The sequence below is a fragment of the Pseudomonas sp. 1 R 17 genome (genome assembly GCF_900067035.1).
In the GTDB taxonomy this organism is placed as follows: domain Bacteria; phylum Pseudomonadota; class Gammaproteobacteria; order Pseudomonadales; family Pseudomonadaceae; genus Aquipseudomonas; species Aquipseudomonas marginalis.
In genome coordinates, this window is the sequence record NZ_FKLB01000032.1 from 74575 (window position 1) to 99806 (window position 25232).

Below are 25232 nucleotides of genomic sequence, written 5' to 3' on the forward strand. Positions count from 1 at the left end.
GCTCCGTGTATGAAAGCGCCCACTATAGAGTCGAAAACCCACCACGCAAATCCCCACTGCGCGCCAGGAATCGCCCCGGTCGCTGACCGTTCGCCCGACCATCGCTGTAGCTCAACACGCCGTTGACCCACACGCCGTCAATGCCTTGCGCCGCCCGCTGTGGCTCATTGAAATCCGCCACATCCCGCACCCGCAACGGGTCGAACAACACCAGGTCGGCCCAATGCCCTTCACGAATTTCACCACGCTCGGATAACCCAAAACGCGCTGCCGACAAGCCGGTCATCTTGTGCACGGCGGTATGCAACGGGAACAACCCGACATCCCGGCTGAAATGCCCCAGCACCCGTGGAAACGCCCCCCACAAGCGTGGGTGTGGAAACGGATCTTCGGGCAACCCATCAGACCCCACCATCGACAATGGATGCGCAAGGATGCGTCGCACATCCGCTTCATCCATCCCGTAGTACACCGCCCCCGCAGGCTGCAGACGACGGGCGGCGTCCATCAGGGAGACGTCCCATTCGCCGGCAATGTCCTGCAAGTCGCGCCCACCCACTTCCGGGTGCGGCGTCGACCAGGTAATCGTGATGCGAAACGCGTCGGTCACCTGCTTGAGGTCCAGGGTCGAGGAACTGGCCGCATAGGGATAACAATCACACCCCACCGGATGGGTTTTAGCCGCTGATTCCAACGCTGCCAACAGCTGCGGACTACGCCCCCAGTTCCCCGCTCCCGCACATTTGAGGTGGGAAATGATCACCGGTACCTGTGCGTGCCGGCCAATCAGAAAAGCCTCGTCCATCGCCTCCAGCACCGGTTCGAATTCGCTGCGCAAATGGGTGGTGTACACCGCACCGAAGGACGTGAGTTCTTCACTCAGTTGCAGCACTTCATCGGTCTCGGCACTGAACGCGCTGGCGTAGGCCAGGCCCGTGGATAAACCGAGGGCGCCGGCCTCGAGACTCTCGTGCAACTGCACGCGCATGGCGGCGATTTCATCCGGTGTGGCAGTGCGATGCAGGTCGTCCATGTGGTTACTGCGCAGCGCCGTGTGACCGATCAATGCCGCAACGTTGACCGCTGGATGAGCGCTTTCAACGGCGCTGCGATAGTCGCTGAAACGGGGATAAACAAACGCTGCAGCGCTGCCCAACAAGTTCATCGGGTCCGGCGGATCGCTGCGCAAACTCACCGGTGAGGCGCTGATGCCACAGTTGCCGACAATCACCGTGGTCACGCCCTGGCTGAGCTTGGGCAGCATCTGTGGCTGGCGGATGAGCACCGTGTCGTCATGGGTGTGGACATCGATAAAGCCCGGCGCCAGCACACGGCCAGTCGCATCGATTTCATGCGCGGCCACCGCCGTCGATAAGTCGCCAATGGTCTCGATGCGCCCGTCACGCAGCCCCACATCGGCGACAAACCCTTCGGTGTTGCTGCCATCGATGATCAGCGCCTGGCGAATCAGCGTGTCGTACGTCATATCAATCTCCAAGCGGCAGGCTGTCAGGGCCGCCGCGATAATCGTCGAGGGCCAGCTTGATCCGGCGCAAACGTTCCTGGTTGTCGTCGGGCAGGGCCAGCGCCAGCTCGGTGGCGAGCAGGTCGATGGCCAGCAGCATGCCGTAGCGCGCCGCCGTGGGTTTGTAGATAAAACTGGTTTCGGCCGGTTGCAGCGGCAGCAGCACATCCGCCAACTGCGCCAGGGGCGAGTCGGCCAGGGTGATGGCGACGATGCGCGCGTCGTAGTTGCGAGCCAGCGCCACCACATCAAGCAACTCGGGGGTGAGGCCGGTGAGCGAGCAGACGATCAGCGCGTGTTCCGGCCCCAGGGTTGCCGCCGTGACACGCATCATCACCGGGTCGTGGCTGGCGGCAATCGGGTAGCCCAGGCGAACCAGGCGCACCTGCAATTCATCGCTGCACAAACTCGACGGCCCGCCCATGCCGAACGCGTGGATCATCCGCGCCTTGCCCAGCAGGTTGACCGCATCGACAAAGCTGGCCTGGTTGAAACCCGACAAATGCTGGCGCAGCGTCGCCTCGATATCGCTAAGAATCTGCCGATGAAACGCCGACTGCTCAGGCAACCCCGCCGGGTCCAGGAAGCGGCTGCCGACGCCGCTGGCCTGGGCCAGTTGCAGGCGCAGATCGCGCAAGTCCCGGCAACCGACACTGCGGGCAAACCGCGATAAGGTCGCGGTACTGACCTCGGCCCGTTGGGACAGCTCTTCCAGGCTGGCGGAGGCGGCAAAGCCCACATCCTCCAGCATCAGCCTGGCGATACGCCCTTCGCCGGCGCTGAAGGAATCCTGGCGGGCGCGGATCTGGTAGAGGATGTCCATGGAGGCTCCGGGTTACAAAATGCAGGACAGACCGTAAGTCAGACCGAAGGCAACCACAGAGATCAGGGTCTCCAATACGGTCCAGGTCTTGAAGGTCTGGATCACCGTCATATTGAAGTATTCCTTGATCAGCCAGAAGCCGCCGTCGTTAACGTGGGAAAAGATCACCGAACCCGCGCCAGTAGCCAACACCAGCAATTCCGGGTGTGGATAACCCAGGCCCAGGGCGACCGGGGCTACCACGCCCGAAGCCGTAGTCATGGCTACCGTGGCTGAGCCCGTCGCAATCCGCATCAACGCCGCGAACAGCCAGCCCATCACCAGCGGCGACAAGTGGAAGGCATGGGCTAGGCCGAGGATCTCATGAGTGACGCCTGCATCCACGAGGATCCGGTTCAGGCCACCGCCCGCGCCCACCAGCAAGGTGATACTCGCGGTCGGCGCCAGGCATTCATTGGTGAACCTGAGGATCGACTCGCGGTTGAAGCCCTGCGCCAGGCCCAGGGTCCAGAAACTCACCAGGGTCGCCACCAGCAGCGCGATCACCGAGTTGCCGATAAACAGCAGGAACTGGTTGAAGCCCGTACCCGGGGTGGAAATCACGTTGGCCCAACCGCCGATCATCATCAGCACCACCGGCAACAGGATGGTGCCCATGGTCAGTGCAAAGCTCGGCAAACGCTCACGGGGTTCGCGCTCGATGAACTGGCGTTCCAGCGGGTTTTCCGCCGGCAGGTGAATACGCGGCACGATGAATTTGGCGTACACCGGGCCGGCGATGATCGCCGTCGGGATACCGATGAGGATCGCATAGAGCACGGTCTGCCCCACCGACGCGTTATACGCCAGCACGGCCATCATCGCCGCCGGGTGCGGCGGCACCAACGCATGCACCACCGACAAGCCGGCAACCATTGGCAGGCCGACCATCAGGATCGACACCCCCACGCGCCGCGCCACGGTAAAGGCGATCGGCACCAGCAATACAAAGCCCACTTCGAAAAACAGCGGCAGCCCCACCAGGAAGGCGATGCACACCATGGCCCAATGGGCATTACGTTCGCCGAAACGGTTGATCAGCGTGCGCGCCACCTGCTCGGCGCCACCGGACTCGGCCATCATCTTGCCGAGCATGGTGCCCAGCGCCACGACCAGGGCGATATGCCCCAGGGTTTTGCCGACGCCCGCCTCGTAGGAACCCATGATGGTGTCCGCCGGCATCCCGGCCATCAGCGCCAGGCCGATGGACACCAGGGTGATGACGATAAACGGGTTGAGCCGGTAACGTGCGATCAGCACGATCAAAGCAATGATGGCGATGGCAGCGTATGCCAACAGCCCGAAGCCCGGTGATGCGGCCATGCGGTACTCCTCGGAAAGGGTCACGTCGAGTTGGTTGTGAAACTCATAAATCATTACCGAGGAGCATTTTCAAATTTTATGAAAGTAACTTTCGCCCACAGATAAGCGCTGTCGCGTTGGGGTATGCCCAAGGGCCGCGCATGAAAATTCGGGGGGTGTTCTTACATGAAGTTCAGAGAAGGCTGGAAACTCAACGAAGAGGCTTGAGTCATAGAATGCACATCCACCGATGCCAGGAAAATCGAGCATGATTCGCACCACACTCGCCGCCGGCGCCCTGCTTCTCGCCGTGTGCGGCACTGCCGCCGCTGCCGACAACCCGGCGCTGAAAAAATGCATGGACGGCGCCAATACCACTGCCGACATGGTCAGCTGCAACGTCAAGGAAACCAAGGTGCAAGACACGCGCCTGAACAAAGCCTACAGAACCGCCCTCGCCGCCCAGGAAGGCAACCGCAGGCAGCAACTGCAGGACCTGCAGCGCCTGTGGATCAAGTACCGTGACGCCAATTGTGCCTTCGTCGGCTCGGCTACCGGCGGCACCATCGACCAGGTCAACGGCACCGGCTGCGTGCTGGACATGACCCAGACCCGCGCCCAGGAACTGGAAGACCTGGTCGGGCCGTAATGCAAGGCTGCATCGCCCTCTGTAGGAGCGAGCTTGCTCGCGAAGATCGCCAACGACAACGCGGGCTTTCTGGATGCCCGCGGCGCTCTCTGGTTTTTCGCGAGCAAGCTCGCTCCTACAGGGGTATGTGATCAGTCGTGGTGAACCTTGGCACGCTTGAGCAGCTTCTTGCAGCGTTCGGACAAATGCAGCACGCGCAAATGCTTGCCGGCCTTGCTGTAGCGCTCGCGCAGGGTCATCAGTGCGGCAATCGCCGAGTAGTCGACAAAGCTCAGGTGACGACAATCCAGCGTCACCTGGGCGGGGTCGTTGGCCGGGTCGAACTGGTTCAGGAACGGCGTCGTCGAGGCAAAGAACAGCGTACCGTGCAGGCGATAGAGCTTGCTGCCATCCGCTTCCAGATGCTCATCGGCGTACAGCTCACGGGCCTGTTGCCAGGCAAAGTTCAGTGCTGCGATCACGATGCCGCACAGCACGGCGGTGGCCAGGTCGGTGAACACCGTGATCACTGTTACCGCGATAATCACCAGCACATCATTGAGCGGCACCTTGTTGATCACCCGCAGGGACGCCCAGGCGAAGGTCTGCTGGGACACCACGAACATCACCCCCACCAGCGCCGCCAGCGGGATCCGCTCGATCAGCGGTGACAGAAACAAAATAAACAGCAGGATCATCACCCCGGCGAACACCCCGGAGAAACGTCCACGCCCGCCAGAGCTGAGGTTGATCACGGTTTGCCCGATCATCGCGCAACCGCCCATCCCGCCGAACAGGCCCGAGAGCATATTCGCCGCGCCCAGGGCCACGCTTTCGCGGTCGGGGTAGCCACGGGTCTCGGTGATTTCGTCGGTGAGGTTCAGGGTCAGCAGGGTTTCCAGCAGGCCGACCATGGCCATCAGGAACGCATAGGGGGCGATGATGCCGAGGGTTTCCAGGGTCCAGGGGATCTGCGGCAGCGCGAAGCTCGGCAGGCCGCCGGCGATGTGGGCCATGTCGCCGAGGGTACGGGTCGGCAGGCCGAGCAGGTACACGGCCAGGCCCACGCCAAGGATCGCCACCAGGGCCGGCGGCACCGCACGGGTGATGCGCGGCAGCAGGTAGACGATGGCCATGGTCACCAGCACCAGGCCCGTCATCACGTACAACGGCGTACCGCTGAGCCAGCGTTCACCGTTCTTGAAATGTTCCAACTGGGCCAGGGCAATGATGATCGCCAGGCCGTTGACGAACCCCAGCATCACCGGGTGCGGCACCATGCGCACCAGCTTGCCCAGGCGCAACAGGCCGAACGCGACCATGATCAGCCCGCCCAGCAGTACCGTAGCCAGCAGGTATTCCACGCCGTGCTGCACCACCAGCGCGACGATCACCACCGCCATCGAGCCTGCCGCCCCGGACACCATGCCGGGCCGGCCGCCGAACAACGCCGTGAGGGTGCAGATGATAAAGGCGCCGTACAGCCCCATCAGCGGGTTGAGGTGAGCCACCAGGGCAAAGGCGATGCATTCGGGCAGCAGCGCAAAGGACGTGGTGAGGCCGGCCAGGGCATCGGCGCGCAGACGAGTGAGGTTCATGAGGTACCAAAAAGTATAAGTCAGTAAAAACTTCAGCCATCAATGATGACAAACGCGATCCTGACTGATCGCCTTTTTTGAAGGGTGTGAAAATCGCGGGAATCTTAACAGCCGACGAAGACTACACAGCTCTGACATCCTGATCAAAGACATCGGCCTGGGTGCAAAGCTGACATACCCGCTTCCATCTACTCTGGACTAAAGGGGCTCTCAATATGTAGTCAGCTCGCTTGTTGATCCGGGACGCCTTGGGCAACTGAGCCAATACCGTTTTCATATTAAAATTGCATTCGATATCTGTAAGCGCAGTTGCAGTCGCCGGGAGGATGGCGGCCGCCAACCAAGACTCAATAGCCTTGGAGGGAATACAAATCACTGTCTTGCTTGTGGGAACAGGATTGCCTAGCCAGGACAGCAGGACGGTACGCAAAGCGGTAACCGAATCCTGTGCAACAGGACACGGCATCTGACACGGCAACGCGCCCCAACTGTGTTGCTGAGCAAGCTCTTCAAGCCTGGCATGCGCATACGTCATGCCAGCCACATCAGCGTCCAAATGAATGATGTAAAAGTCATACAAAAAAAGTGTTGGATCATCATGCAATACGCCCTCACCGCGCTCGACACTTTGATGACACCACTTGGCAACACCACCCCAGCCCTCACCCAGTTCACGTGAAGATGCTTCTGGTTGTATCAGTTTGAGAACAAACGGCTCTAATAAAATCGCCTTAAGAGCAGCCTCCACCACCACCAGGTCGGTTTTTCCTTCGGCGATCAACGCGATGCGCAAGTCAGACATTGGGCAGCGCCCCTAGGTGCCCCATCATCCATAGCCGGGACAGCGGATATTCTTTGTTCATTTTCAGTAGCTTTTCGGTTGGCTCTATCCGAATAACACTGGTATGGCCTTCACTATTGCGATCAACCGCAAATAAACGAATTTCATCATCCGAAAGGTCAAGTCCATCAAGTACGGCAGGGTTATGAGTTGTAAACAGTAGCTGTCTGCGGGCATCGTTTTTCTTCAACCAATAAGACAGTTTTTCAGTCAGCCGCATGGCAAGACGCGGGTTCAAGGCTTGATCCAGATTGTCAATCGCAAGCACCATCGGCGCGGCAGGAGATAAACATAGAATTGCACTGAACAATACGTACAAAGCGCCCTCACTGGCGTCGTATGCCGTGAGAGAGTTGCGCCCACTTTTCATATATCGATCAGTAAGCTTTAGAACGCTTTGGCCAGTACGGGATACCGAGGGTGACAATAAAGAATTTGCCGTTGATACGGCGTCAATATCGATAACCCAGTCGATTAACTCCAGTACGGAGTCCATCAATTGCGGATCAGCGTCCAAAGCACTCTTGAGTTCAGCAAATGCGTCAGCCAGCCGCCCGCCCGACAACCCCAGCGGTGAACGCGTTTGCGGGTCAGCCACCATTGCCCGTAGGGTGGGTGTATTCGGGCTATAAATCGCGTAGTCCTGCAACTGCTGCATCAATTTGGCAGCCGGGTTATCCGGTGAAAGATCCACCAACTTAAGTGCCGCCAATCCAGCAGTAGGTTTCAAATTTTTCAAACTTCTGACACCGGCAGTCAGAATCTCAGTATTCGAATCTCGTAGATACTCTGTCTTGAACTCCCAAGCCGGCTCAGGCTTATCAATAGGGTTCAAAATTGAAGTTCGATATTCCTCACTTTGAGCACCTATGGCACTCAATCGAATTTCTGGCGGCGTTCTTCCGCCGGTGAACGACGTTTTGTAAAGTCTCGGCAAACCAGGTCTGACGCCACGTCGCAGAAGAGACTCCGAATCAACTACGCCGTTTGCTGCTGCGCCCAAAACACCAATGGCCTCCAAGATATTACTTTTACCGACACCGTTGGCGCCGATAAAGCAATTAACTCGTCCTAACTCTAGCGTCAACTCTGGAATAGACTTGAAGCCTTTAATCACTATGGTTTTTATCATTCGAGACTCCAAGTCTTTCATCGCCAAAAACCGCAGGCGGGCATAAGCCTGATAACAGAATCCTTGCATTCTCTAGGCTGGAAGCCTTTCACGCAATCCATGTACACGTTCATTCAGTCCATAAACACAAACGGCCGCCCAATGGCGACCGCTTAAGCTGCATACCCTCCGTGTCCCACCTCTGTTAAACCATCTCGTGGCGAATCCACTCGACTACGGACGTACGCTTCGGCGCCCAGCCCAGCAACTCGCGGGCATGCCTGCCGCGCACGCGGCTGTTGGAGCCCAGGCCATAGTTGGCCATTTCATAGCCCCACTCGGCCTCAGCCTCGGCCAACGGCCAATCCTGCGGCCGGCCCAGGTTCAGGGCTTGGGCAATCGCCGTGGTCATGTCGATAAACGAGGCCTCGCCGCTTTCCACAAAGTAGAACGTACCCGGCACGTTGCGAGTCAGTGCCAGCAGGTACAGCGCCACCACGTCTTCAATGTGCACGTTGGACCAGATGTTCTGCCCGGTGCCGACATGGCGCACCACACCGCTCTTGCGTGCCTGCTTGAGCAAGCGCGGCAGTTGCACGCTGTCGCGCTTCACACCGAGACTGTGGCCGTAGATCAGCGTGTTGCAGATCACCGCTGAGTTCACGCCGTCTTTTGCGGCCGCCAGGATCAGGTTGTCGATGGCCACGCGGGCAGCCTTGTCGACGGTCGGTTCCGGCAGGCTGTCTTCGAAATAGATGACATCGCTGGACTTACCGCCCGACGCATCCCCCACGATGCTCGAACCGCTGGTGTGCAGGAATGGCTTGTCCGAACCTTTCAGTGCGGCCAGCAGGGTTTCCACCGCAGCACGATGGTCGCTGCTCGCGGCATTGATCACTGCATCGGCTTTGTGCGCTTGCTCGGTCAACACAGCAGCATCGTCGAGGGTGCCGATCACCGGGTTGATGCCCAGGGCGGTCATTTCAGCCGCTTGCTCGGCGCTACGTACCAGGCCGGTGACCGTGTGACCGGCCTTGACCAGGCCGGTGGCGATGGAACCGCCGATAAAACCGGCTGCGCCGGTAATGAATACGTGCATGGAGAGTGCTCCTGACGGGGTAAGTGATGGGTCCATTGTTACGGACTCATCCCTGACGAATAAGCCCGCACCGCCCAATTCACTCTTGCGTGAGGGTCACGAATCAGCAGGCATACCGCGCCAGCTTGGCCTGGATAAAGTCCAGGAAGCACTGGATGCGCAGCGCCAATTGCGAGTTGCGGTAGAACACCGCGTGGATCGGTTGGCGATACCCGCTGTTGAACGCCTCCAGCACCGGCACCAGGCGCCCGGCATTGATGTCTTCGACGGTCATGAAGTTCGACAGGCAACAAATGCCCTGCCCTTCCAACGCCAACTGGCGCAGGGTTTCACCACTGGACGCGGCCACGCTGGGCTCGATCAGCCAGCGGTCACCTTCCACATGGCGCAGCGGCCAGTGGTTGAGGGTTTCGGTCTGGGTAAAGCCCAGCAGGGTGTGGTCAGCCAACTCGGCGACCGTCGTCGGCGTGCCGTACTGTTTGAGGTAATCAGGGCTGGCGAGGATATGCAGCGGCGTACAGCCCAGGGATCGCGCATGCAGGGTTGAGTCGGCCAGGGCACCGATGCGAATCGCAATATCGGTGCTCTGTTCCAGCAGGTCGATGATCAGGTCATCGCTGTTCAACTCCAGCTGGATCTGCGGGTACAAACGGCGGAATTCGGCGATGTAGGGCACGATCCCATGCAGCATGAACGGCACGGCGGCATTGATGCGCAGGCGTCCGGCGGGGTTCTTCTGACGTGACGACAGGCGCTCTTCCAGCTCGTCCATCTGCGCCAGGATGAGCTTGGCCTGCTCGAAGAAGTACTTGCCCTCCTCGGTCAGGTCCATGCGCCGCGTGGTGCGGTTGATCAGCGTGGTCTCAAGCTTGGCTTCCAGGCGCGACAGGGTGCGACTGACCGCCGATGGCGTCTGCCCGACCTGCTCCGCGGCGGCGGAAATCGAGCCGCACTCAATCACGCTGACGAAGATCTGTAGCTCATCGGATCGGGCTTTCACGGGCGGTCCTCGTTATCGGTGTACCGCAGCTTACACCGAGAGGTTGAACACCCGCGCCAGATGCTGTTCGTAGCGCGCCACATCCACCTCGATGGCCGGGCGTTTCATCACGTCCACGCACACGAAGGTCGGCAGGCCGGTCATGCCGAGGAACTCGTTGGCTTTGTGGAACGGGAAGTACACCGCATCCACGCCCTTGGCTTCGAAGAAATCGGTCGGATCGTCGAAGGCTTGCTGCGGTGCATTCCAGGTCAGTGACAGCATGTAGTGCTTGCCCTGGACCAGCCCACCGCTGCCGTATTTCTGCGAGGCGTCGGAACGGGTGCGGCCATCGCTGGCGTACAGGCTGCCGTGGCCCTCGGTGAAGACTTCGTCGATGTACTTCTTGACGATCCACGGCGCGCCCATCCACCAGCCGGGCATCTGGTAGATGATCACGTCTGCCCAGAGGAATTTGGCGACCTCTTCAGCCACGTCGTAGCCTTCGTCGATATGGGTGACCTTGACGTCGATACCGCCTCGGTCCAATACCGCCAAGGCGGTGTCATGCAGGGTGGTGTTGTAGCGGCCATCGGAGTGGGCGAACTTTTTACCGCCGTTGAGCAAGAGTACTTTTTTCATGGGAAGCATCCAGAAGGTTGAAAATGTCTGGACGCAGCCTATCCACCTCGGCCCTTCGGAATAAGCCGGCACCGGGCAAAATACCTTTGACCACAAGGCACGAATGGATCACTAATTGTTAACCGCCGATCAGCAAATGCCCGCCCAGCAGTGCCATGCCGATAAAAAATACCCGCTTGAACAGCACCGCACTGATGCGCTGGCGCACCACCTGGCCCAGCCACATGCCCAGCAGCGCCGGCACCAAGGCCAGCAACGAGGCATTGATTGCGCCAGCGCCCAAGGTGCCGCGCCAGGCTAGACCGGCGGCCAGGGCCAGGGTCGATACCGTGAACGACAACCCCAACGCCTGCACCAGTTGATCGCGATTCAAACCCAGTGCCTGCAGGTACGGTACGGCAGGAATCACAAACACACCGGTGGCCGAGGTGATGAGGCCGGTGATCAGCCCGCACACCGGGCCCAGCCAACGCTCGGTCCGGGCCTTGACCTTGAACGTGGGCAGGAACAGTCCGCTCAGTGCATACGCCAGCAACGCCGCGCCCAGTGCGTGCACCACCCATTGCCCGCCGTCCATCCCCAGCCACACCGTGCCCAGCCCAGTGCCGAGGAAAATCAGCAGCAACATCGGCCACAGCCGCCGGAGCAACGCACTCAGGTGCCCGCCGAATGCCAATTGCCACAGGTTGGTGACGGTCGAAGGGATGATCAGTAATGCCGCAGCCTGCGCCGGTAACATAGCCAGGCCGAGCATGCCCATGGCGACAGTGGGCAGGCCCAGGCCGATGATACCCTTGACCGTACCGGCCAGCAGGAAGGTGCCGATCACCAGCAAGGTAAGGGCGGGGCCGAGGTTCTGGTAAAACGCGAGGAAGGTATTCATGGGCAGAGTGTGCGACTTTTCGATGCGCTCTAAAATTCGCCATATACTGAGGCAGCCTCTTGTTTTGCGTGAGCCTGAGGCCCGTCTACTCCCTCGAGCCATCAGCCATGCACTTTGACCTGATCGACCTGCGCCTCTACCTGCACACCCTCGACACCGGCAACATCACCGCCGGCGCGGCCCGCAGCCATTTATCCCTGGCCGCCGCCAGTGCCCGCATCCGGGCGATGGAGGCGTCGTTGGGCATCGAGTTTCTCCAGCGTGGACGTCGCGGCGTCACCCCCACACCGGCAGGCAAGGCCCTGGCCCGTCACGCCCGCCTGTTGTTGCAACAGGCCGAGCACCTGCAACAGGACCTGGCGGAATATGCCAAGGGCGTCAAAGGCCAGGTGCGCCTGCTGTGCAACACCACTGCGCTCAGCGAATACCTGCCGGAACTGCTCGCGGACTTTCTGCGCGAACACCCCAACCTCGATATCGACCTGCAGGAATTGCCCAGCCTGCGCATCACCCAGGCCTTGCGCCAGGGCACGGCGGAGCTGGGGATCATCTCCGACGCCGTGGACACCCATGGCTTGCAGACTTTGCCCTTTCGCGACGACCCGCTGGCGCTGATCATGCCGCACGACCATCCCCTGGCGGGCGGCACGGTGAGCTTTGTCGACAGCCTGCAATATGACTACGTGGGTCTGGCCGCCGCCAGCGCACTCGCGGTGTACCTGGAAGAACAGGCACTGCACGCGGGCTTTCGTGTGCAGACGCGCATCCGCGCCGACGGTTTTGACGGGTTGATTCGCATGGTGGCCCGCGGCGCCGGCCTGGGCATCGTGCCCCAGGCGGCGCTGGCGCGCTGGCCAGCGCCGCGCCGCTTCATCGCCCAGCCGTTGCAGGAAGAGTGGGCTTGCCGCACGTTGCTGTTATGCGCGCGTTCGTTCGAACAATTGCCGGGTTACGCCAAGGCCTTGTTCGATGCCTTGGCCCTGCCCTTGCGGAAAAACCCGTAATACACCGCGGACAGAATCAGCAGGAACGGCACGCCAAACACCAGGGTCATCTTGAACGCTTCGGTGAAGTACGTGGTGATCATCACCGCGCCCATCAGCATCAGCCCCAATAACGTGCTGTAGGGAAACAGGCGCAACTGGAACGACAGCTTCGCGCCGCCATGACGCTTGCGATAGCGCCGGAAGAACAGGTGCGTGAGGAAGATCATGAACCAGGTGAAGATCGCGCCAAACATCGAGATCGCCATCATCAGGGTGAACGAACTTTCCGGGTACACCAGGTTCAACAGCGTCGCCAGGGCGATGCCCGAGCTGGACAACAGCAAGGCATTCAGCGGAATGCCGCTCTTGCTCAACGCCCCCATGGACCTGGGCGCAAAGCCGGCGCGGGACAGGCTGAACATCATGCGCGTGGTGATGTAGAGCTGGCTGTTCATCGCCGACAAGGCCGCAATCAGGATCACGAAATTCATTACCCCGGTGGCGCCGGGAATGCCGATGGTCTGCATCACCGTGACGAACGGGCTCTGGGCCTGGCCGGCCTGGTTCCATGGCACGATGGCGAGCATCAGCGCCAGGGTCAGCAGGTAAAACACCACCAGCCGCACGATGGTCGCGCGAAAGGCTTTCTTCACGGCCTGCTCCGGGTCCGCCGCCTCACCGGCAGCCACGGCAATCATCTCGACGCTCAGGTAGCTGAAGATCGACACGATCACGGCGATCCACATGCCGCTCAAGCCCTGGGGGAAAAACCCGTCGTGGGCCGTGTAGTTCTGCACCCCGTATTGCGGGTTGCCGGAGCCGAATACCACGTACACCGCGAGGATGATGAAGCCGACGATGGCGCTGATCTTGATCGTCGAAAACCAGTATTCGAAGTTGCCGAAAGTCTTGACGCTGATGGCGTTGAGCAGGATCAGCACGCTGGAAAACGACACGATCCACACCCATTCCGGCACGTGGGCGAACCAGTACTTCATGTACATCGCCACCGCCGTAACCTCGGCCCCCACCGCCAGCACAATCGCCGCCCAGTAGGCATAACGCACCAGGAACCCGGCCAGCGGGCTGATGTAGAACTCGGCATAGGCGCCGAAAGAGCCCGAGGTGGAATGGGCCACCGTCATCTCGGCCAGGCAGCCCATCAGCAGCAAGGTGATCAACGCGCCGATCGCGTAGCTCACCAGCACGCTGGGCCCGGCGTAGCCGATGGCATAGGCGCTGCCCATGAACAGCCCGGTGCCGATGGCGCCACCGATGGCGATCATGCTCATCTGGCCGGAAGTGAGCTGGCGCCTCAGGCCCAGTTCGCGGTGGGTGATCTCGGCAAAGCCGTTGTCGGGTGTGCTCACGTGGTGTGCCCCTTTATTATTGTGGTTGCACTATTTGGATATTGACGCAAATCCCCTGTGGGAGGGGGCAAGTCGAATCGTCGCACCGCCCCTCCCACATTTTGATCTGCATTATCTTCAGGTGACGCTGTGGCGGACCTTGAATTGCGGCTGGTCCCAGGTGCCGTTGTCGAGAATCTCACCGAGGATTTCCACCGCATCCCACACCTCGGTAAAACTCGTGTACAGCGGCGTAAACCCAAAACGCATGATGCGCGGCTCGCGGTAATCACCGATCACGCCACGTGCGATCAGGGCCTGGATCACCGCATATCCCTCCGGGTGTTCGAAGCTCACATGGCTGCCACGCCGAGCGTGTTCACGGGGAGTGATCAGCACAAGGTTGTGGGCGGCGCAGCGGCTTTCGACCAACTCGATAAACAGGTCGGTCAGCGCCAGGGATTTGCTGCGCAGGCGGGCCATGTCGGTCTGTTCGAAAATCTCCAGGCCGCATTCCACCATCGCCAGCGACGTGATCGGCTGGGTGCCGCACAGGTAGCGGGCGATGCCGACGCTCGGCGCATAGCTGGATTCCATGGCGAACTGCCGGGTATGCCCGAACCAGCCCGACAGCGGCTGGTGCACCAGGTCTACCAACGCCGGGTTGACCCACACGAACGCCTGGGAGCCGGGGCCGCCGTTGAGGTATTTGTAAGTGCAGCCAATCGCATAGTCAGCACCGGCCCCGTGCAGGTCGATGGGCACTGCGCCCGCCGAATGCGCCAGGTCCCAGATGCTCAGCGCGCCGCATTCATGGCTCAAGGCGGTGAGCGCCTGCATGTCGTACATGTAGCCGGTCTTGTAGTTGACGTGGGTGAGCATCACCACCGCCACGTCGCCGTCGATGGCCCGGGGCAGTTCATCCGGGCTGTTGACCAGGCGCAGGGAATAGCCCTGTTGCAGCAACTCGGCGAGGCCCTGGGCGATGTACAAATCGGTGGGGAAGTTGCTCGCTTCGCTGACGATCACCTTGCGCGCCGGCTCACGTTGGCGCTGCACGCTCAAGGCGGCGCTGAGCACCTTGAACAGGTTGATCGAGGTAGTGTCGGTGATCACCACCTCACCGCCCCGCGCACCGATCAGCGGCGCCAGGCGGTTGCCCAGGCGCTGGGACAAGTCGGCCCAGCCGGCGCTGTTCCAACTGCGGATCAAGCCATTGCCCCACTCTTGCGCGATGACCGCCTGCGCCCGCGCCAACGCCGCCACCGGACGCGCACCGAGGGAGTTGCCGTCCAAGTAGATAACGTCCTGCGGCAAGGCGAACTGCTGACGTAGCGGCGCCAGCGGGTCCTGGGTGTCGAGGGCTTGGCAATGGCTGCGAGGGGTCATGGGTTGTCCTGGTTTTTGTCAGTGAGGATGCAGCAAATAATGAACGAAGATTTAGAGAATTTTCGTGCAAAGTGGTGGGTAACAGGCTAATTAAGCTGTAGGAAATTCGAATTTAACCCCTAAATACGCGGATTTATTCTAACCATGATCCTTGACGCCACCGACCTGCGCCTCCTGCATTTCCTGCAACAGGATGGCCGTATCAGCAACCAGGAACTGGCGGAAAAAGTCGCGTTGTCGCCCTCTGCCTGCCTGCGTCGTCTACGCCTGCTGGAGAGCGAAGGGATTATCAGCGGCTACCGTGCAGTGTTAAATGCCGAGCAGTTGGGGATTGAACTGGAGGCCATCGTCCACCTGTCATTGCGCCAGGATGTGGAGGATTGGCATGAGACGTTTATCAAGAAGGTGCAAGGCTGGCCGGAAGTGGCCAGCGCCTACGTGATCACCGGCGCCAGCAACTATGTGCTGCGGGTGCAGGCACGCAACCTCAAGCACTTTTCGGACTTTATCGTGAACCACCTGAACCGCACGGCGGGGGTGATGGATATCCGCTCGGAGATTGTGTTGCAGAAGATCAAGGATCGGGATGAGGTGCTTGATCTGGTCGTTCGCAAATAGTCAGCCACGACACCGATCAAATGTGGGAGGGGCGGTGCGACGACTCGACTTGCCCCCTCCCACATTTTTGACCGTGTTGATCAATCCTCCAACGCGCGAACCCGCTGCATGCGTTTTTGCTCTACCGGCGCTGCGGCGGTCTGCAACTCAAAGTCAAAATCAATCTGTGCAAACCGCCCCTCCACGCCAAACTCCCGCGCCAGTTGCTGATCGTCACTGAAGCGAATCTCGGCAATCAATTCGTCCCGCGTCGCGTAGGCAAAATCATCGTGCAGGTACGGGTCATCCGACAGGTTGATCTGGGTGGTCAGGTGCCGATACCCCGGCGCCGAGATGAAGAAGTGGATATGCGCCGGGCGCTGCCCGTGACGCCCCAGTTGATCGAGCAACTGCTGGGTCGGCCCGGTCGGCGGGCAGCCGTAGCCCGACGGCACGATGCTGCGAAAGCGGTAGTTGCCCTGGGCGTCGGTCTCGATACGGCGGCGCAGGTTGAATTCGGATTGCGTCGGGTCGAACCACGAATACGTACCGCCGGTATTGGCCTGCCACACATCGACAATCGCCCCCGCCAACGGCTTGCCGTCGGTGTCGCGCACCTGCCCGCGCATAAACAGCGGCACAGCGTCGTCCTTGCCATCGTCCAGCCGCGCCTCGTACTTCGACAGCGGCGCGCCGGCCACATACAGCGGACCTTCGATGGTGCGCGGGGTACCACCGGACTTGCCGGCTTCCTCGTCGGCGGCGTCCATCAGCATATCCAGGTAATGCTCCAGGCCGAGCCCGGCGGCGAGCAGTCCGGCCTCCTGGTGCTTGCCCAGTTCGTTGAGGTAGTTGACCGCCTTCCAGAACTCTTCCGGGGTCACGTCCAGGTCTTCGATGATGTTTACCGTATCGCGCAGGATCCGGTAGATCAGCGCCTTGGTGCGCGGGTTGCCGCCGTCAGTGAGGTTGCCGCTGGCTTCTTCGAGAAACCGTTGGGCCTGGGCAGTCTGGGACAGTCGGATGGACATGGTGCGTTCCTCATCTTGTAGTTATCAGGGTGAAAACCGGCCTAGCGGTCGTCTTCATGGATCGACGAAGGGTGCCGGCACAAGGCATTCACTTCGATGGCCATGTAGGGGTAAAGCGGCAGTTGCATCAGCAGGTCATGCAGTTCTTGCACGCTGTCGACGTCGAACACGCTGTAGTTGGCGTAGAGCCCGGCGATGCGCCATAAGTGGCGCCATTTGCCCTGGTGCTGCAGACGCTGGGCAAAGGCCTTTTCGTCGGCCTTGAGGCTGGCGGCGCGCTCGGGGTGCATGTCGACGGGCAGGTTCACGGTCATTTTTACGTGGAACAACATGGGCGGCGCCTCTTAGTGTTTGTCACGACGGAAGAACGCCAGGCGCTCCTCATCGATGGCCAGGCCCAGGCCCGGCATGTGGGAGACATGCAGCTGGAAATCGCGGTACAGCGGCGGCTCGGCAAGAATGTCTTCGGTCAGCAACAGCGGGCCGAACAACTCGGTGCCCCACGCCAGTTTGTTCAGCGTGAGGAAGGCATGCGCCGACGCCAGGGTGCCGATCCCCCCTTCCAGCATGGTGCCGCCGTACAGGCCGATACCAGCGGCCTCGGCAATCGCGGCGGTGCGCAATACCGCGCGGGGGCCGCCGTTCTTGGCGATCTTCAGGGCGAACACCGAGGCCGCGCCTTCACGGGCCAGGTTGAAGGCATCTTCCACACACTCGATGGATTCGTCGGCCATGATCGGCGCCGGGCTCGACAGGTTGAGCCGGGCCATGCCGCCACGGTTGTTACGCGAGATCGGCTGTTCGACCAGGTCGACGCCGTGGTCGCCGAGCACCTTGCACGCACGCAGGGCCACGGCTTCGTCCCAGGCCTGGTTGACGTCGACGCGCACGCTGGCACGCTCGCCCAGGGCCTGTTTGATCGCGATGACATGGGCCAGGTCCTCGCCAACTTCACCGGCACCGATCTTCAATTTGAAGATGCGGTGGCGGCGCAGGTCGAGCATCTTTTCGGCCTCGGCAATGTCCTGGGCGGTATTGCCGCTGGCGAGGGTCCAGGCCACCGGCAGTGCATCGCGCACACGCCCACCGAGCAGTTCGCTGACCGGCAGGTTAAGGCGCTTGCCGAGGGCGTCGAGCAAAGCGCTTTCGATACCGGATTTGGCAAAGGTGTTGCCGCGAATGCTGCGTTCCAGGCGCAACATGGCCGCGTTGATATTGCTGGCGTCCTGGCCGATCAGCAGTGGGGCGAAGTGACGGTCGATGTTGACCTTGATGCTCTCGGGGCTCTCGTTGCCGTAGCTCAGGCCGCCGATGGTGGTGGATTCACCGATGCCTTCGATGCCGTCGGCGCAGCGCACGCGGATGATTACCAACGTCTGGTTTTGCAGGGTGTGCATCGCCAGCTTGTGCGGGCGAAGGGTGGGAAGGTCGACGATAATGGTCTCGATCGACTCGATGGCGCAAATCGGCATGGCAATACCCGCTGGGTTCTTTATAGATTTACGTCGATTCTGTGCCGCATTTTTCCTGGCTTCCAATATAGAATTAGTCTCGAGCAATACCCTTAAGGTATGAAAGGAGCCGTTATGGAACTGCGTCATCTGCGCTACTTCCAGGTGTTGGGGCAGACCCTCAACTTCACCCGCGCGGCCGAACGCCTGCACATCGCCCAGCCACCGTTGAGCCGGCAGATCCAACAATTGGAAGAGGAATTGGGCGTGATTCTGCTGGAGCGTGGCCGACCGCTGCGGCTGACCGAAGCCGGGCGGTTTTTCTATGAGCACGCCAATGTGTTGCTCGAACAATTGGCCAAGGTCTGCGACAACACCCGCCGCATCGGCCAGGGCGAGAAGACCTGGCTGGGCATCGGCTTTGCGCCGTCGACCTTGTATGGCGTGCTGCCGGAATTGATCCGGCGGTTGCGCAGCCATGAGGCGTTGGAACTGGAGTTGGGGCTGTCGGAGATGACCACCTTGCAGCAGGTCGAGGCGCTCAAGGCCGGACGTATCGACGTGGGCTTCGGGCGCATTCGTATCGACGACCCGGCCATCGTCCAGCGCGTGCTGGTGGAGGATCGGTTGGTCGCCGTGCTGCCCGCCGGCCACCCATTGCTCGATGCACCCGCGACCCTCGCCCAACTGGCCGCCGAGCCGTTTGTGCTCTACCCCGGTAACCCGCGCCCCAGCTATGCCGACCATGTGATTGCACTGTTCGACGCCCACGGCCTGAGCCTCAAGGTGGCGCAGTGGACCAACGAACTGCAGACCGCCATCGGCCTGGTCGGTGCGGGCATGGGCGTGACACTGGTGCCGGCGTCGGTGCAGGTGCTGCATCGCGCGGATATCGGCTACACGCCGGTTGTGGAAGCGACGGCGACCTCGCCGATCATTCTCAGCCGACGGGTGAATGATCAGTCGCCGGGGCTCAGTCATTGCCTGCAGTTGGTTGAAGAACTGATCTGAAATCGCCCAGGTACCGCCCCTCCCACAGGTTGATCTTCATCAGGTTCAAGTACTGCGCATACGCATGCGTTGCAGCGTCTGGCTGGGGGATTCATCGAACAGTTTTCGATACTCCGCCGAGAACCGCCCCAGGTGGGTAAAGCCCCAGCCGAAGGCGATCTCGGAGATGGTGCGGATCGATCCGTGCTCGAGGATTTCCTGGCGCACCGCACTCAGCCGGTGCTTCTTCAGGTAGGCCATGGGTGACAGGGCAAAGTACTTGCGAAACGCATCGAACAGCTTGAACCGCGACACCCCGGCAGCGGTTTCCAGGTCTTCCAGGTGCAGCGCCTCGCGGGCGTTGTCGTGAATGTACTGGCGCGCACGGATCAGGTAATGGGGCAGTTTCACCCCCAGTACGGCGCGCAGTTCTTCCGAGTAGTTGTTCGGCTGGGCGAGGATCAGGCCCTTGATCAATGAGCTTTCCAGGTCACGGGTGAACGCCGCCTGTTCATACAATTCGCTACGGCACTCCAATTCGGCGATGAAGTAGCGCGCCATGCGCCACCACGACGCCGACGCCCCCTCCACCGCATCCATCACCGGTTCAAATTGCAGTGGCGCGTCAACCGGCCGTTGCAGCAAGCCCTCCAGCGACTCGCTCATCGCCGCCCGCGTGATCACCACCTGCAACTTGCGGCAGTCACCGGATATGGCCAGCACCTGGTGTTCATTGGGCGCAATGATCACGCCCTGATCACGGTTGGAACTCAGGCGTTGGCCGTTCTTGCTCAGCTCCTGCTCACCCACCAACGGCAGCGTGAGGCTGTAGCTGCTGAAGTGCTCGGCGTCTTCGATATCGATGGTCACGTCGGTGCCGTATTCGATCACGCCCAGGGTGGTGGCCCGGGACTTGAACACGTTGGCACTGTGATGAAAGCGCAGGCGCTCGGGCGTGCTCGTCGCCAGGCGGTGCGGCCCGCAAATGCCGGACATCCAGCTGCGGGCGCCTTCGAGGTCGAAGCGTTGGACATGGATATCGCGTGTAGGACTATTCATCAGTGTGCACCCACGGCGGTCAGGCGGTTGCGCGCTCTGGCGGCGCGTCGTTGTGGCTCCACAGCAAGTTCTACGCCACGCCGGCCCGATTGCAACCGGGTGGATAGCAACCGTCCACTATGTGGATAAACCGCAGGTGTTGACGCCCCTTGCCTCGCCAGACGGTAGCGCGTCGCGTCACCGCCCTGCACCACCGTGGGTATTTGCTGCCCAACTTTGCGGCCCACCTTCCCCCATTAAGCGGATAGCCCGCCACCTTGCCGCAGCCTCTTAATGGCTCACCTGTTCAGCCATTATCAAAAGGTGCCTCCCATGAGTGGTGCAAGAAGCGTCGAGCAATGGAAAAGCTTTATCGAGAGCTGCCTGGATTTTCGCCCGGCAGACGCCGTATTCCGCATCGCCCGCGACATGTTCACCGAGCCGGAGCTGTTTGATCTTGAGATGGAGTTGATCTTCGAGAAGAACTGGATCTACGCCTGCCATGAAAGCGAACTGGCCAATCATCATGACTTCGTGACGATGCGCGCCGGGCGCCAGCCGATGATCATTACCCGTGATGGCGAGGGCCGGCTCAATGCGCTGGTCAACGCCTGCCAGCATCGCGGCACCACCCTGACCCGGGTCGGCAAAGGCAACCAGTCCACCTTCACCTGTCCGTTCCACGCCTGGTGCTACAAGAGCGATGGCAGGCTGGTGAAGGTCAAGGCGCCGGGGGAATATCCGGAAAGTTTCGACAAGGCAACGCGCGGCCTGAAAAAGGCCCGCATCGAGAGCTACAAGGGTTTTGTCTTCATCAGCCTGGATGTGAATGGCCGTGACAGCCTGGAAGACTTCCTCGGCGACGCCAAAGTGTTCTTCGACATGATGGTCGCGCAGTCCGCCACTGGTGAGTTGGAGGTGCTGCCGGGCAAGTCGGCCTACACCTACGACGGCAACTGGAAACTGCAAAACGAAAACGGCCTGGACGGGTATCACGTCAGCACCGTGCACTACAACTACGTGGCCACGGTGCAGCATCGCCAGCAGGTGAATACCGAGAGCGGCAGCGGGTCCGCCAGCACCCTGGACTACAGCAAGCTCGGCGCCGGCGACGCCAACACCGATGACGGCTGGTTCGCCTTCAACAATGGCCACAGCGTGCTGTTCAGCGACATGCCCAACCCCAGCGTGCGCTCCGGCTACGCCACCATCATGCCGCGCCTGGTACAAGAGCACGGCCAGCAGAAGGCCGAGTGGATGATGCACCGCCTGCGTAACCTGAATATCTACCCGAGCCTGTTCTTCCTCGACCAGATCAGCTCGCAGCTGCGCATCATTCGTCCGGTGGCGTGGAACAAGACCGAGATCATCAGCCAGTGCCTGGGGGTGAAAGGCGAATCCGACGCCGACCGTGAAAACCGTATTCGCCAGTTCGAAGACTTCTTCAACGTCTCGGGCATGGGCACACCGGACGACCTGGTGGAGTTCCGCGAAGCCCAGCGTGGTTTCCAGGGCCGCCTGGAACGCTGGAGCGATATTTCACGCGGCAGCCATCGCTGGGAAACCGGGCCAACGCCGAACAGCGAAGCCATCGGCATCTCGCCGGCCATGACCGGCACCGAATTCACCCACGAAGGCCTGTACGTCAACCAGCACCGCAACTGGCAGCAGTTCCTGCTCAAGGGCCTGGACCAACACGCGCTGACACTGCGGGAGGTGGAATGATGAATGCGCCATTGCAGTATCGGATCGAGCAGTTTTTCTACCTTAAGTCCGAGCTGTGCGACGCCCAGGACTGGGACGCCTACGTGCAGTTGTTCGACCCCCAGAGCGAATTCCACCTGCCGCAATGGGACTCGGAGCACGTCTACACCCGCGACCCCAAGCGCGAGATGTCGCTGATCTACTACGCCAACCGTTCGGGCCTGGAAGACCGCGTGTTCCGCCTGCGCACCGGCAAGGCGGCGTCCGCTACACCGATGCCGCGCACCTTGCACCTGATCAACAACGTACGCATCGCCGAGCAGGCGGACGGCACGCTGGAGGTCCGGTTGAACTGGCACACGCTGTTCTATCGGCTGGCCACATCGGAGCAGTTCTACGGGCATGCCACCTATCGCCTCAAGCCCCATGGCGACAGTTGGCTGATCACTCGCAAGCATGCGCTGCTGCTTAACGACACCATCAATTCGGTGCTGGATTTCTATCACCTCTAAAGCACCCTTGTTGTTGTGGTGAGCGGGCTTTTTGTGATGAGCGGGCTTGCCCCGCGCTGGGTCGCGCAGCGGCCCTTGGTGCAAGCACTGCGGTTTGGCGGGAAAAATGCGGCGACTCTCATGGGGCTGCTTCGCAGCCCAGCGCGGGGCAAGCCCGCTCACCACAACAGGCCGTACGTACGTCATAAATATGCAGAGAACAACACATGAATCACAAAGTGGCCTTCAGTTTTGCCGACGGCAAGACCCTGTTTTTCCCGGTGGGCGCAAATGAAATCCTGTTGGATGCGGCGCTGCGCAATGGCATCAAGATCCCCCTGGACTGCCGCGAAGGCGTGTGCGGCACCTGCCAGGGGCGGTGCGAGTCGGGTGACTACACCCAGGACTATGTGGACGAGGAAGCCCTCTCTAGGCTCGACCTGCAACAGCGCAAGATGCTCAGTTGCCAGACGCGGGTGAAGTCCGACGCCACCTTCTACTTCGACTTTGACTCAAGCCTGTGCAATGCGCCGGGGCCGGTGCAAGTGCGCGGGACGGTCAGCGAGGTGCAACAGGTGTCGACCAGCACGGCGATCCTGAAGGTGCAGTTGGATGCGCCGCTGGATTTTCTACCGGGCCAATATGCGCGCCTTGCGGTACCGGGCACAGGCCATTGGCGTTCCTACTCCTTCGCCAACCTGGCGGGCAATCAATTGCAGTTCCTGATCCGCTTGCTGCCCGATGGGGTGATGAACAACTACCTGCGTGAGCGCTGCCAAGTCGGCGATGAACTGCGGATGGAAGCACCGCTGGGTGCGTTCTACCTGCGCCATGTGACCCAACCGCTGGTGCTGGTCGCCGGCGGCACCGGGCTGTCGGCGCTGCTGGGCATGCTCGATCAACTGGCCGCCACCGGCTGCAACCAGCCGGTGCATCTCTACTATGGCGTACGCGGCGCCGAGGACTTATGCGAAGCCCCACGCATCGCGGCCTATGCGGCGAAACTGCCGGGTTTTCGCTACACCGAAGTCCTCAGCGATGCCGCCCCCGACTGGGCCGGCAAGCGCGGCTACCTCACCGAGCATTTCGACCTGGCCGAATTGCGCGACGGATTGGCGGATATGTACGTGTGCGGCCCTCCGCCAATGGTCGAATCCATCCAACAATGGCTGGCGGATCAGGCACTTGATGGCGTTCAGCTGTATTACGAAAAGTTTACGCAGAGTAATATCTGACTCCTCAGCACTTCTGAGGGGTTCTACCCCGAGAAAAACAAGTAGAAGGGAACGTTAATGGCGGATGACATGGTTAACCCGGCAGGCCTCAAGCGTGGCCTTAAGAACCGGCATATTCAGTTGATCGCCTTGGGCGGGGCGATAGGCACGGGGCTGTTCCTCGGTTCGGCCGGGGTACTCAAGTCGGCAGGGCCGTCGATGATCCTGGGCTACGCGATCGCCGGTTTCATCGCGTTCCTGATCATGCGCCAGCTCGGCGAGATGATCGTCGAAGAACCGGTGGCCGGCTCGTTCAGCCACTTCGCGCACAAATACTGGGGCGGTTACGCGGGCTTCCTGGCCGGCTGGAACTACTGGGTGCTCTACGTGCTGGTGGGCATGGCCGAGCTGACTGCGGTGGGCAAGTACATCCAGTTCTGGTGGCCGCAGATCCCGACCTGGGTCAGCGCCCTGGTGTTCTTTGTCGCGGTGAACCTGATCAACACCCTGAACGTGAAGTTCTTCGGTGAAGCGGAGTTCTGGTTCGCGATCATCAAGGTGGTGGCGATTGTCGGCATGATCGTGCTCGGCTGTTACCTGCTGTTCAGCGGCACCGGCGGCCCGCAAGCGTCGGTCAGCAACCTGTGGAGCCACGGCGGATTCTTCCCGAATGGCGGCATGGGGCTGTTGATGTCCATGGCCTTCATCATGTTCTCGTTCGGCGGCCTGGAGCTGGTGGGTATCACCGCTGCCGAGGCCAGTGAGCCCCGCAAGGTGATCCCCAAGGCGATCAACCAGGTGGTGTACCGGATCCTGATTTTCTACGTCGGCGCATTGACCGTACTGCTGTCGCTGTACCCATGGGATCAACTGCTGCAAACCCTCGGCGCGTCAGGCGATGCCTACAGCGGCAGCCCGTTTGTGCAGATCTTCTCGCTGATCGGCAACGACACCGCCGCCCACATCCTCAACTTCGTGGTGCTGACCGCGGCGCTGTCGGTGTACAACAGCGGCGTGTACTGCAACAGCCGCATGCTGTTCGGCCTGGCCGAGCAAGGTGATGCGCCAAAAGCGTTGATGAAGCTCAACAAGCAAGGCGTACCGCTGCGAGCCCTGGCGATCTCGGCGCTGGTGACGATGCTGTGCGTGGTGGTCAACTACGTGGCACCGCAAAGTGCCCTGGAGCTGCTCTTCGCGCTGGTGGTTGCCTCGCTGATGATCAACTGGGCGCTGATCAGCATCACCCACATCAAGTTCCGCAAAGCTATGGGTGAGCAAGGGGTAACACCGTCGTTCAAGACCTTCTGGTTCCCGTTCAGCAACTACCTGTGCCTGGCGTTCATGCTGATGATCATCAGCGTGATGCTGGCGATCCCGGGGATTCGCGAGTCGGTGTATGCGATGCCGGTTTGGGTGGGGGTTATCTATGTGGCCTACCGGTTGCGAATGAGCAAGACGAAAGCGGTCGCCGCCTCCCGCATTTGATTGCATTGCAAATGAAAAGCCCCGGTGATCCGGGGCT

24 protein-coding genes are annotated in these 25232 nt (G+C 60.9%); 8 read left to right on the forward strand and 16 right to left on the reverse strand.

The genetic code is table 11. From position 1 onward, the window contains the following. Positions 1-22 precede the first annotated feature (22 nt). From BFP99_RS10440 to BFP99_RS10450, 3 genes are read right to left on the reverse strand one after another with little or no spacing between them, the layout of a single operon-like run. Positions 23-1486, reverse strand: coding sequence for an N-acyl-D-amino-acid deacylase family protein (locus tag BFP99_RS10440; protein ID WP_065947214.1), 1464 nt, complete (start codon positions 1484-1486; stop codon positions 23-25). A 1-nt stretch (position 1487) separates the two neighbouring features. After that, positions 1488-2348 (reverse strand): MurR/RpiR family transcriptional regulator, encoded by an 861-nt coding sequence (locus BFP99_RS10445; protein ID WP_065947215.1) that lies wholly within the window; start codon positions 2346-2348, stop codon positions 1488-1490. 12 nt (positions 2349-2360) lie between these two features. Continuing rightward, complete coding sequence (locus BFP99_RS10450; RefSeq protein WP_235865606.1) at positions 2361-3710, reverse strand: GntT/GntP/DsdX family permease; 1350 nt, start codon at positions 3708-3710, stop codon at positions 2361-2363. Positions 3711-3957: 247 nt separating this feature from the next. On the opposite strand from BFP99_RS10450, the gene BFP99_RS10455 reads away from it, so the two are divergent. Further along, on the forward strand, positions 3958-4338 hold the full coding sequence (locus tag BFP99_RS10455) for a lysozyme inhibitor LprI family protein (RefSeq protein ID WP_065947217.1): 381 nt from the start codon (positions 3958-3960) through the stop codon (positions 4336-4338). A gap of 131 nt (positions 4339-4469) precedes the next feature. On the opposite strand, the gene BFP99_RS10460 is transcribed toward BFP99_RS10455, so the two are convergent. The 7 genes from BFP99_RS10460 to BFP99_RS10490 form a co-directional block, all read right to left on the reverse strand. Further along, positions 4470-5915 (reverse strand): SulP family inorganic anion transporter, encoded by a 1446-nt coding sequence (locus BFP99_RS10460; protein WP_065925964.1) that lies wholly within the window; start codon positions 5913-5915, stop codon positions 4470-4472. A 121-nt stretch (positions 5916-6036) separates the two neighbouring features. Beyond that, positions 6037-6717: a hypothetical protein gene (locus BFP99_RS10465; protein WP_065947218.1), complete on the reverse strand. Its 681-nt coding sequence runs from the start codon at positions 6715-6717 to the stop codon at positions 6037-6039. After that, positions 6710-7888 (reverse strand): AAA family ATPase, encoded by a 1179-nt coding sequence (locus tag BFP99_RS10470; protein ID WP_065926022.1) that lies wholly within the window; start codon positions 7886-7888, stop codon positions 6710-6712. The genes BFP99_RS10465 and BFP99_RS10470 overlap by 8 nt, the downstream gene beginning before the upstream one ends. Positions 7889-8072: 184 nt before the next feature. Beyond that, positions 8073-8966, reverse strand: a complete 894-nt coding sequence (locus BFP99_RS10475) for an NAD-dependent epimerase/dehydratase family protein (RefSeq protein ID WP_065947219.1) — start codon at positions 8964-8966, stop codon at positions 8073-8075. Between the two features lie 103 nt (positions 8967-9069). Further along, the gene (locus BFP99_RS10480) at positions 9070-9966 is read right to left on the reverse strand and encodes a LysR family transcriptional regulator (protein ID WP_065947220.1); all 897 of its coding nucleotides are present in this window, start codon (positions 9964-9966) and stop codon (positions 9070-9072) included. Positions 9967-9996: 30 nt separating this feature from the next. Beyond that, positions 9997-10587 carry an NAD(P)H-dependent oxidoreductase gene (locus tag BFP99_RS10485; protein WP_065947221.1) on the reverse strand — a complete coding sequence of 197 codons (591 nt, stop codon included), beginning with the start codon at positions 10585-10587 and terminating at the stop codon, positions 9997-9999. Between the two features lie 118 nt (positions 10588-10705). Next, positions 10706-11470 carry a sulfite exporter TauE/SafE family protein gene (locus tag BFP99_RS10490; RefSeq protein ID WP_065947222.1) on the reverse strand — a complete coding sequence of 255 codons (765 nt, stop codon included), beginning with the start codon at positions 11468-11470 and terminating at the stop codon, positions 10706-10708. A 107-nt stretch (positions 11471-11577) separates the two neighbouring features. On the opposite strand from BFP99_RS10490, the gene BFP99_RS10495 reads away from it, so the two are divergent. After that, entirely contained in the window at positions 11578-12474 is an 897-nt protein-coding gene (locus BFP99_RS10495; protein ID WP_065947223.1) for a LysR substrate-binding domain-containing protein, read from the forward strand. Here the strand turns inward: BFP99_RS10495 and BFP99_RS10500 are convergent. Together BFP99_RS10500 and kynU are read right to left on the reverse strand one after the other, a co-directional pair. Further along, the gene (locus BFP99_RS10500; protein ID WP_065947224.1) at positions 12420-13826 is read right to left on the reverse strand and encodes an amino acid permease; all 1407 of its coding nucleotides are present in this window, start codon (positions 13824-13826) and stop codon (positions 12420-12422) included. The two genes, BFP99_RS10495 and BFP99_RS10500, sit on opposite strands and share 55 nt — an antisense overlap. Positions 13827-13943: 117 nt before the next feature. Continuing rightward, positions 13944-15194: a kynureninase gene (gene kynU, locus BFP99_RS10505; RefSeq protein ID WP_065947225.1), complete on the reverse strand. Its 1251-nt coding sequence runs from the start codon at positions 15192-15194 to the stop codon at positions 13944-13946. A 144-nt stretch (positions 15195-15338) separates the two neighbouring features. Between kynU and BFP99_RS10510 the strand changes: the two genes are divergently transcribed. Beyond that, positions 15339-15812, forward strand: coding sequence for an Lrp/AsnC family transcriptional regulator (locus BFP99_RS10510; protein ID WP_003176072.1), 474 nt, complete (start codon positions 15339-15341; stop codon positions 15810-15812). An 80-nt stretch (positions 15813-15892) separates the two neighbouring features. Here the strand turns inward: BFP99_RS10510 and catA are convergent, their stop codons facing one another. From catA to BFP99_RS10525, 3 genes are read right to left on the reverse strand one after another with little or no spacing between them, the layout of a single operon-like run. Further along, the gene (gene catA / locus BFP99_RS10515; RefSeq protein WP_065925955.1) at positions 15893-16822 is read right to left on the reverse strand and encodes a catechol 1,2-dioxygenase; all 930 of its coding nucleotides are present in this window, start codon (positions 16820-16822) and stop codon (positions 15893-15895) included. A gap of 41 nt (positions 16823-16863) precedes the next feature. Beyond that, complete coding sequence (gene catC, locus BFP99_RS10520; protein WP_027607668.1) at positions 16864-17154, reverse strand: muconolactone Delta-isomerase; 291 nt, start codon at positions 17152-17154, stop codon at positions 16864-16866. 12 nt (positions 17155-17166) lie between these two features. After that, entirely contained in the window at positions 17167-18294 is a 1128-nt protein-coding gene (locus tag BFP99_RS10525) for a muconate cycloisomerase family protein (protein WP_065947226.1), read from the reverse strand. Between the two features lie 114 nt (positions 18295-18408). On the opposite strand from BFP99_RS10525, the gene BFP99_RS10530 reads away from it, so the two are divergent. Further along, the gene (locus BFP99_RS10530; RefSeq protein WP_065925953.1) at positions 18409-19284 is read left to right on the forward strand and encodes a LysR family transcriptional regulator; all 876 of its coding nucleotides are present in this window, start codon (positions 18409-18411) and stop codon (positions 19282-19284) included. Between the two features lie 45 nt (positions 19285-19329). Here BFP99_RS10530 and BFP99_RS10535 read toward each other — a convergent pair whose 3' ends face one another. Then, positions 19330-20322 carry an AraC family transcriptional regulator gene (locus BFP99_RS10535; protein ID WP_065925952.1) on the reverse strand — a complete coding sequence of 331 codons (993 nt, stop codon included), beginning with the start codon at positions 20320-20322 and terminating at the stop codon, positions 19330-19332. Between the two features lie 312 nt (positions 20323-20634). On the opposite strand from BFP99_RS10535, the gene antA reads away from it, so the two are divergent. The 4 genes from antA (at position 20635) to BFP99_RS10555 (ending at position 25195) form a co-directional block, all read left to right on the forward strand. Further along, complete coding sequence (gene antA / locus BFP99_RS10540) at positions 20635-22026, forward strand: anthranilate 1,2-dioxygenase large subunit (protein ID WP_065947227.1); 1392 nt, start codon at positions 20635-20637, stop codon at positions 22024-22026. Beyond that, positions 22026-22517: an anthranilate 1,2-dioxygenase small subunit gene (antB, locus tag BFP99_RS10545; protein WP_065925950.1), complete on the forward strand. Its 492-nt coding sequence runs from the start codon at positions 22026-22028 to the stop codon at positions 22515-22517. The genes antA and antB overlap by 1 nt, the downstream gene beginning before the upstream one ends. 206 nt (positions 22518-22723) lie before the next feature. Further along, a complete protein-coding gene (gene antC, locus BFP99_RS10550) occupies positions 22724-23731 on the forward strand; it encodes an anthranilate 1,2-dioxygenase electron transfer component AntC (RefSeq protein WP_065947228.1) in 1008 nt (335 codons plus the stop codon). Positions 23732-23788: 57 nt separating this feature from the next. Next, positions 23789-25195 (forward strand): amino acid permease, encoded by a 1407-nt coding sequence (locus tag BFP99_RS10555; protein ID WP_065925948.1) that lies wholly within the window; start codon positions 23789-23791, stop codon positions 25193-25195. Positions 25196-25232 lie beyond the last annotated feature (37 nt).